The sequence below is a fragment of the Streptomyces sp. NPDC006296 genome (assembly GCF_040613235.1).
GTDB lineage: Bacteria > Actinomycetota > Actinomycetes > Streptomycetales > Streptomycetaceae > Streptomyces.
The window spans coordinates 184,197-193,034 of sequence record NZ_JBEXRT010000006.1; the positions used below are offsets into that span (position 1 = coordinate 184,197).

Below are 8,838 nucleotides of genomic sequence, written 5' to 3' on the forward strand. Positions count from 1 at the left end.
CGGCCCGGCCCGGTCCCGGCGCACGATCCTGGCCCGCTCCCCCGGGGGGATACCCGAAACGGTGTCCCCCTCGTCATGAGGACACCGTGATGTACAAACTCTTCTTCCAGCTGGTCTTCAAGCGGATGGACCCGGAGCAGGCGCACCACCTGGCGTTCCGCTGGATCCGCCTCGCCGCCCGCGTCCCCGTGCTGCGCACCTTCCTCGCCGCCGCGCTCGCCCCCCGCCACGAGGAGCTGCGCACCGAGGCCCTCGGGCTGCGGATGCACGGACCCTTCGGGCTCGCCGCCGGCTTCGACAAGAACGCGGTCGCCATCGACGGCATGTCCATGCTCGGCTTCGACCACATCGAGATCGGCACGGTCACCGGGGAGCCGCAGCCCGGGAACCCGAAGAAGCGGCTGTTCCGCCTGGTCGCCGACCGCGCCCTGATCAACCGGATGGGCTTCAACAACGAGGGCTCGGCGGCCGTGGCGGAGCGCCTCGCCGCCCGCACCCCCGTCTTCCGCACCACCGTGGGCGTCAACATCGGGAAGACCAAGGCCGTCCCCGAGGCCGAGGCCGTCGGCGACTACGTGAAGTCCACCGAGCGGCTCGCCGCGCACGCCGACTACCTCGTCGTGAACGTCTCCTCGCCCAACACGCCCGGCCTGCGGAATCTCCAGGCCGCCGAGGCGCTGCGTCCGCTGCTCACGGCGGTGCGCGAGGCCGCCGACCGCACCGTCACCCACCGGCGCGTCCCGCTGCTCGTCAAGATCGCCCCGGACCTCGCCGACGAGGACATCGACGCGGTGGCCGACCTCGCGGTCGAGCTCGGTCTGGACGGCATCATCGCCACCAACACCACCATCGCCCGCGACGGCCTCGGCCTGACGTCGCCCGACGCCCTGGTCCGGGAGACCGGCGGGCTCTCCGGCGCACCCCTCAAGGAGCGCTCCCTGGAGGTCCTGAGCCGCCTGTACGCCCGTGTGGGGACCCGGCTGACCCTGGTGGGCGTCGGAGGCGTCGAGAACGCCGAGGACGCCTGGCAGCGCATCCTGGCCGGCGCCACGCTCGTCCAGGGCTACAGCGCCTTCGTCTACGAGGGGCCGTTCTACGCCCGCGCCGTCCACAAGGGCCTGGCCGCCCGGCTGGCCGCCTCCCCGTACGCCACCCTCGCCGAAGCCGTCGGCGCCGGCACACGGAGGGCCGCACGGTGACCCGGGAACCCTTCGGCGCGCGCCTGCGCCACGCCATGGACACCCGCGGGCCGCTCTGCGTCGGCATCGACCCGCACGCCTCCCTGCTCAGCTCCTGGGGCCTGAACGACGACGTCGCGGGCCTCGAACGCTTCACCCGCACGGTCGTCGAGGCGCTCGCCGACCGGGTCGCCGTGCTCAAGCCGCAGTCCGCGTTCTTCGAGCGCTTCGGCTCGCGCGGCACCGCGGTCCTGGAGAAGGCCGTCGAGGAGGCCCGCGCGGCGGGCGCCCTGGTGCTCATGGACGCCAAGCGGGGCGACATCGGCTCCACGATGGCCGCCTACGCCGCCACGTACCTCCACGAGGACGCGCCGCTGTTCTCCGACGCGGTCACCGTCTCGCCGTACCTCGGCTTCGGCTCGCTGCGCCCGGCGCTCGACGCCGCCGCCGCCTCCGGCACGGGGGTCTTCGTGCTCGCCCTCACCTCCAACCCGGAGGGTGCCGAGGTCCAGCGCGCCACCGCCGCGGACGGACGGTCGCTGGCGCAGGTGATGCTCGACCACATGGCCGCCGAGAACGCCGGCGCGACCCCGCTCGGGTCCGTCGGGGCCGTGGTCGGCGCCACGCTCGGGGACGCCGGGGCCGACCTGTCGGTCAACGGTCCGCTGCTCGCTCCCGGCATCGGCGCCCAGGGCGCCACGCCCGCGGATCTCCCGCGTGTCTTCGGCGCCGCGGTGCGCAACGTCGTGCCGAGCGTGAGCCGGGGCGTGCTGCGCCACGGACCGGACGTGTCAGGGCTGCGCGAAGCCGCCGGACGGTTCGCGGACGAGGTCCGAACGGCCGTCCCGGAAAGGTGACCATGCCACGTAACAGCGTGTCGGCGGAATCCTGACCGGAAATCCGGGTTGTTATGGGATGAATGTCCGGGTCGGTGTCAGCTGACCAGGACTTTTCGTCTGTTCTCGCTGACTCAGGCGGCCTTGGCCGCTAGTCTCCGTCGAGAGCCAACGAGTACACGTTGTTCGTTGCTCACCAGGTGTGGAGCCGTCCAGGGTCCGCACCGGTCCGTATCCGACAGATCGACATCCGAGGTGACGTAGGCGTGGCTCTTCCGCCCCTTACCCCTGAACAGCGCGCAGCCGCGCTCGAAAAGGCCGCCGCGGCTCGCCGGGAGCGGGCCGAGGTCAAGAATCGACTCAAGCACTCCGGCGCCTCGCTCCATGAGGTCATCAAGCAGGGCCAGGAGAACGACGTCATCGGCAAGATGAAGGTCTCCGCCCTCCTGGAGTCCCTGCCCGGCGTGGGCAAGGTCCGCGCCAAGCAGATCATGGAGCGGCTCGGCATCTCCGAGAGCCGTCGGGTCCGGGGTCTCGGCTCCAACCAGATCGCATCCCTGGAGCGTGAGTTCGGCGGCAGCGCCGCCTGACGTTCTCAGGCACTGCCGAGAACGGGGATAATCGCCCCATGGCTGCAACATCCCGGGGGACGTCCCCCGTACCCCCGGACGTACGTCCGCGGCTGACCGTGCTCTCCGGCCCCTCCGGGGTCGGCAAGAGCACGGTCGTCGCTCATATGCGCTCGGTCCATCCCGAGGTCTGGCTCTCGGTGTCCGCGACGACACGGAAGCCGCGCCCCGGCGAGCGCAACGGTGTCCACTACTTCTTCGTGGACGACGAGGAGTTCGACAAGCTGATCGCCAACGGCGAGCTGCTGGAGTGGGCCGAGTTCGCCGGCAACCGCTACGGCACGCCTCGCCGGGCCGTGCTCGACCGCCTGGAGGCGGGCGAGCCGGTGCTGCTGGAGATCGACCTGCAGGGCGCCCGGCTGGTCCGCCAGTCGATGCCCGAGGCGCAGCTCGTCTTCCTCGCGCCGCCCGGCTGGGACGAGCTGGTGCGCCGGCTCACCGGCCGCGGGACCGAGGCGCCCGAGGTGATCGAGCGCCGCCTCGCGGCGGCCAGGGTCGAGCTGGCCGCGGAGTCCGAGTTCGACACGACCCTGGTCAACACCTCCGTCGAGGACGTCGCGCGCGAGCTGCTAACGTTGATGCTGCAGGCTTCCGGCCTCCGCGGTACCGACGGCTGAGCCCACCCGGTCCCCGGCACGTCCGCGGACGCAGAGCACCACTGCGGAACCAGCATGATCAAAGATCTCTTTGATCTCTATCCCCTTCGGAAGGCAGAGAGTGTCCTCTTCCATCACCACGCCCGAGGGCATCATCAACCCGCCGATTGATGAGCTCCTCGAGGCCACCGACTCGAAGTACAGCCTCGTGATCTACGCCGCCAAGCGCGCGCGCCAGATCAATGCGTACTACTCGCAGCTCGGCGAAGGCCTCCTCGAGTACGTCGGTCCGCTCGTCGACACCCACGTGCACGAGAAGCCGCTCTCGATCGCGCTCCGCGAGATCAACGCGGGCCTGCTGACCTCCGAGGCCATCGAGGGCCCCGCCCAGTAGGACTGGCAGCACCCCGCACCTTCACCTCAGGCCCGGCGGCCTTCGACCGCCGGGCCTGAGGTGTGTCCGGGCCCGGCGGAGCGGACCGCGGGCGGTGAGGCAGCATGGGGGCGTACGCCACGAGGCCGCACGCGGGTGCGGGGACACGAGTGCGGGGAGACGCAGTGGAGAAGCCGAAGGTCGTCCTGGGGGTCAGCGGGGGCATCGCCGCGTACAAGGCGTGCGAACTGCTCCGCAGGCTCACCGAGTCCGGCCACGACGTACGGGTCGTGCCGACCGCGGCCTCGTTGAACTTCGTGGGGGCGGCCACCTGGTCGGCCCTGTCCGGGAACCCCGTCTCCACCGAGGTCTGGGAGGACGTGCACGAGGTGCCGCACGTCAGGACCGGGCAGGCGGCGGACCTTGTCGTGGTCGCCCCCGCCACCGCGGACCTGCTCGCCAGGGCCGCCCACGGCCTGGCCGACGACCTCCTCACCAACACGCTGCTCACCGCGCGCTGTCCGGTCGTCTTCGCCCCCGCGATGCACACCGAGATGTGGGAGCACCCCGCCACCCGGGAGAACGTCGCCACCCTGCGCCGCCGCGGCGCCGTCGTCGTCGAGCCCGCCGTCGGCCGGCTCACCGGCGCGGACACGGGCAAGGGCCGGCTGCCGGACCCGGGGGAGATCTTCGAGGTCTGCCGGCGGGTGCTCACCCGCGGCCCCGCCGCCCCCGACCTCGCCGGCCGGCACGTGGTGATCAGCGCGGGCGGCACCCGCGAACCGCTGGACCCGGTCCGCTACCTGGGCAACCGCTCCTCGGGCAAGCAGGGCTACGCCCTCGCCCGCACCGCCGTCGCACGGGGCGCGCGGGTCACCCTCGTCGAGGCCAACACCGGGCTCCCCGACCCCGCGGGCGCCGACGTCGTACGGGCCGGGACCGCCGTCCAGCTGCGGGAGGCCGTGCTGAAGGCGGCCGCCGACGCCGATGTGGTGGTCATGGCCGCGGCGGTCGCCGACTTCCGGCCCGCCGCCTACGCGACCGGGAAGATCAAGAAGAAGGACGGCGCGGAACCGGCACCGGTCGCGCTCGTCCGCAACCCCGACATCCTCGCCGAGGTCGCCGCCGAGCGGGTGCGGCCCGGACAGCTCGTCGTCGGGTTCGCCGCCGAGACCGACGACGTCCTCGCCCACGGACGCGAGAAGCTTCGCCGCAAGGGCTGCGACCTCCTGGTCGTGAACGAGGTGGGGGAGAGCAGGACCTTCGGGTCCGAGGAGAACGAGGCGGTCGTGCTCGGGGCCGACGGCAGTGAGACCGCCGTGCCGCACGGGCCCAAGGAAGCGCTCGCGGACACGGTATGGGACCTGGTGACCGCGCGTTTCGGCTAGATTGCACGGAGAGCCGCTCCGGCATGGGGGGACCCATGGCGACCGGCGGTGTCCCGCACCCGGGAGGAGGCGATTGTCGTACTGCTGTCAACAGTGCCGCAGATCACAGAACTCCCAAGGGGCGAGACGCTTGACCCGATCACCGGACGCGACCGATAAACTGGTCGACGGAACGAGCCGGGCGCAGCTCCCGGACGTCCGCCAATGATCAGCCAGCAGCCGCTGCAACCCCAGGGAGCGATGTGTCCCGCCGTCTCTTCACCTCGGAGTCCGTCACCGAGGGCCACCCCGACAAGATCGCTGACCAGATCAGCGACACGATTCTCGACGCCCTCCTGACCGAGGACCCCACCTCGCGCGTCGCCGTCGAGACCCTCATCACCACCGGTCTGGTGCATGTCGCGGGCGAGGTCACGACCAAGGCCTACGCCGATATCCCCAACCTCGTGCGCAACAAGGTGCTGGAGATCGGCTACGACTCCTCCAAGAAGGGCTTCGACGGAGCCTCCTGCGGCGTCTCGGTGTCCATCGGGGCGCAGTCCCCGGACATCGCCCAGGGTGTCGACACCGCGTACGAGAAGCGCGTCGAGGGTGTCACCCGGGGGGAAGCGGAGGACGAGCTCGACAAGCAGGGCGCCGGTGACCAGGGGCTGATGTTCGGCTACGCCTGCGACGAGACGCCCGAGCTGATGCCGCTGCCGATCTACCTGGCGCACCGCCTCTCGCGCAGGCTCTCCGAGGTCCGCAAGAACGGGACCATCCCGTACCTGCGCCCCGACGGCAAGACCCAGGTCACCATCGAGTACGACGGCGACAAGGCCGTCCGCCTCGACACGGTCGTGGTCTCCTCGCAGCACGCCTCCGACATCGACCTGGACTCGCTGCTCGCCCCCGACATCCGCGAGTTCGTCGTGGAGTACGTGCTGTCCCAGCTCACCGAGGACGGCATCAAGCTGGACACCGAGGGCTACCGCCTGCTGGTGAACCCGACCGGCCGCTTCGAGATCGGCGGCCCGATGGGCGACGCCGGCCTCACCGGCCGCAAGATCATCATCGACACCTACGGCGGCATGGCCCGTCACGGCGGCGGCGCCTTCTCCGGCAAGGACCCGTCCAAGGTCGACCGTTCCGCCGCCTACGCCATGCGCTGGGTCGCCAAGAACGTCGTCGCGGCCGGGCTGGCCGGCCGCTGCGAGGTCCAGGTCGCCTACGCCATCGGCAAGGCCGAGCCGGTGGGCCTGTTCGTCGAGACCTTCGGCACCGCCGCGGTCGACACGGAGAAGATCGAGCACGCCATCGGCGAGGTCTTCGACCTCCGCCCGGCCGCGATCATCCGCGACCTCGACCTGCTCCGCCCGATCTACGCCCAGACCGCGGCGTACGGACACTTCGGCCGTGAGCTCCCCGACTTCACCTGGGAGCGGACCGACCGGGTGGACGCGCTGCGCGAGGCGGCGGGGCTGTAGCCCGCAGAAAGTCCTTCACGCCGGGGCCCGGACACCGCACGAGGTGTCCGGGCCCCGGCGCGTGCGCCCGCCGCGCGGCCGGGGCGTGTCAGCGGCGTCTGGTAGGAAGGTGGCTGTGAGCAGCGACGACGAGCAGTCCGAGGAGCCCGGGGCCGGGCCGCCGGAGCAGCTTGCGCTGATCCGGGAGACGGTGCGCCGGGCCGAGGTGCCGCGGGCCAAGCCGCGCACCTGGCGGGGCGCGGCGCTCGCCGAGCACCTGCCGGTCGCCCGCGTCCTGGTGAACAAGGGCGCACTCCACCTCGACCAGTACTTCGACTACGCGGTGCCCGAGGAGCTCGACGCGGACGCCCGGCCCGGTGTCCGCGTCCGGGTGCGGTTCGGAGCGGGCGGCCGCCAGGTCCGCGGCGGGCGGCGCGAGGGCGGCGGGCTCATCGACGGGTTCCTCGTCGAGCGGCGCGCCTCGTCGGACTACCAGGGCGCCCTGGCCGCCCTCGCCTACGTCGTGTCGCCCGAACCCGTGCTCGGCCCGGAGCTGCTGGAGCTCTCCCGGGCCGTGGCCGACCGCTACGCCGGCAGTCTCGCCGACGTGCTGCAGCTCGCCGTGCCCCCGAGGAACGGCCGTGCCGAGGGCAAGCCGTCGCCCGCGCCCCTGCCGCCGCCGCCCGCCCCGGCACCGGGAGCCTGGGAGCGGTACGCCCAGGGCCCCGGATTCCTGCGCGCCCTGGCGGAGGGCGGCGCACCCCGGGCCGTGTGGACCGCCCTCCCGGGTCCGCACTGGCCCGAGGAGATCGCCCGCGCCATGGCCGCGACGCTCGCCTCGGGCCGGGGCGCGCTCGTCGTCGTACCGGACGGGCGGAGCGCGGGGCGGATCGACGCGGCCCTCACCGAGGTGCTGGGGGAGGGGCGGCACGCCGTGCTGACCGCCGACTCGGGCCCCGAGAAGCGCTACCGGCAGTGGCTGGCGGTGCGGCGCGGCTCCGTGCGCGCGGTGGTCGGGACCAGGGCCGCGATGTTCGCCCCGGTCGCCGATCTCGGGCTCGTCGCCCTCTGGGACGACGGCGACTCCAGCCACAGCGACGACCACGCGCCCTTCCCGCACGTCAGGGAGGTCCTGGAGCTGCGGGCGGCGCACGGCGGCTGCGGATTCCTGTTGGGCGGCACGCACTGCACGGTCGAGGCCGCCCAGCTCGTCGAGAACGGCTGGGCCCTGCCGCTGCGCGCGGACCGGGAGCAGCTGCGGATCGCGGCGCCCCTGGTGCGCACCGTCGGTGACGGGGAGCTGGCGCGGGACGGCGCCGCCCGCTCGGCGCGCCTGCCCAGCCTGGCCTGGCAGACCGCCCGGGAGGGCCTGCGCAGCGGTCCCGTGCTCGTCCAGGTGCCCCGCCGGGGGTACGCGCCCCGGCTGTCCTGCGAGCGCTGCCGCGAACCGGCCCGGTGCCGGCACTGCGCGGGGCCGCTGCAGGCCCCGGACCAGCGGGACCTGGACTGCGCCTGGTGCGGGCGGGCCGAGACGGCCTGGAGCTGCCGGAGCTGCGGCGGCGTGCGGCTGCGGGCCCGGATCGTCGGCGCCCGGCGGACCGCCGAGGAGCTGGGACGGGCCTTCCCCGCCGTCCCGGTGCGGACGTCCGGCCGGGACCACGTGCTCGACTCCGTGCCCGGCACGCCCGCTCTCGTCGTCAGCACCCCCGGGGCGGAGCCGGTCGCCGAGGGCGGGTACGCCGCGGCGCTGCTGCTGGACGGCTGGGCGATGGTCGGCCGGCCCGACCTGCGGGCCGGAGAGGAGGCGCTGCGGCGCTGGACGGCCGCCGCCGCGCTGGTGCGCGGCAGGCCGGAGGGCGGCACCGTGGTCGTCGTGGCCGAGCCGACGCTGGCGCCGGTGCAGGCCCTGGTCCGCTGGGACCCGGTCGGCCACGCGCGGCGTGAGCTCGCGGAGCGTGCGGAGCTCGGATTCCCGCCGGTGTCCAGGATGGCCTCGGTCACCGGACCGCCGGATGCGGTGGCCGCGTACCTCGCCGGTGCCGCACTCCCGCCCGAGGCGCAGGTGCTCGGCCCGGTGCCGGTGGCGGGCGCCGTCCCCGGCCGCCCCCGCAGACCGGGGGACGCGCCCTCCGGCGAGACCTGGGAGCGGGCGCTGGTCAGGGTCCCGCCCGGACGGGGAGCCGCGCTGGCCTCCGCGCTCAAGGCGGCCCAGGCGGCGCGGACGGCCAGGGGCACCGGGGATGCCGTGCGGATCAGGATCGACCCGCCGGACATCGGCTGACCCCTCCCGGGCGGTGCGCCGCACCACGACGGCGAACGGGCCCGTCCGGCAGGAGCGCGCCGCCTGAGACCCGCCGTACCCCCGGAGCGGCCCGCCGACCGGTCCGGGCCGG

The 8,838-nt window shown here is 73.5% G+C and carries 8 protein-coding genes; all 8 read left to right on the forward strand.

Going from position 1 to position 8,838, the window contains the following annotated elements:
• Positions 1-89: 89 nt before the first annotated feature.
• The 8 genes from ABZ172_RS06800 (at position 90) to ABZ172_RS06835 (ending at position 8,726) form a co-directional block, all read left to right on the forward strand.
• Positions 90-1,199: a quinone-dependent dihydroorotate dehydrogenase gene (locus ABZ172_RS06800; protein WP_356880887.1), complete on the forward strand. Its 1,110-nt coding sequence runs from the start codon at positions 90-92 to the stop codon at positions 1,197-1,199.
• A complete protein-coding gene (gene pyrF / locus ABZ172_RS06805; protein ID WP_356880889.1) occupies positions 1,196-2,035 on the forward strand; it encodes an orotidine-5'-phosphate decarboxylase in 840 nt (279 codons plus the stop codon). Before ABZ172_RS06800 ends, pyrF begins: the two co-directional genes overlap by 4 nt.
• Before the next feature lie 245 nt (positions 2,036-2,280).
• On the forward strand, positions 2,281-2,604 hold the full coding sequence (locus ABZ172_RS06810) for an integration host factor (protein WP_014157387.1): 324 nt from the start codon (positions 2,281-2,283) through the stop codon (positions 2,602-2,604).
• A gap of 38 nt (positions 2,605-2,642) precedes the next feature.
• Positions 2,643-3,260: a guanylate kinase gene (gene gmk, locus ABZ172_RS06815; RefSeq protein ID WP_356880891.1), complete on the forward strand. Its 618-nt coding sequence runs from the start codon at positions 2,643-2,645 to the stop codon at positions 3,258-3,260.
• 100 nt (positions 3,261-3,360) lie between these two features.
• Positions 3,361-3,633, forward strand: coding sequence for a DNA-directed RNA polymerase subunit omega (gene rpoZ / locus ABZ172_RS06820; RefSeq protein WP_003970369.1), 273 nt, complete (start codon positions 3,361-3,363; stop codon positions 3,631-3,633).
• A 164-nt stretch (positions 3,634-3,797) separates the two neighbouring features.
• Positions 3,798-5,000 (forward strand): bifunctional phosphopantothenoylcysteine decarboxylase/phosphopantothenate--cysteine ligase CoaBC, encoded by a 1,203-nt coding sequence (gene coaBC, locus ABZ172_RS06825; protein WP_356880893.1) that lies wholly within the window; start codon positions 3,798-3,800, stop codon positions 4,998-5,000.
• Positions 5,001-5,242: 242 nt separating this feature from the next.
• Positions 5,243-6,466, forward strand: coding sequence for a methionine adenosyltransferase (gene metK, locus ABZ172_RS06830; RefSeq protein ID WP_356880895.1), 1,224 nt, complete (start codon positions 5,243-5,245; stop codon positions 6,464-6,466).
• Positions 6,467-6,581: 115 nt separating this feature from the next.
• Positions 6,582-8,726 (forward strand): primosomal protein N', encoded by a 2,145-nt coding sequence (locus ABZ172_RS06835; protein WP_356880897.1) that lies wholly within the window; start codon positions 6,582-6,584, stop codon positions 8,724-8,726.
• Positions 8,727-8,838: the final 112 nt, after the last annotated feature.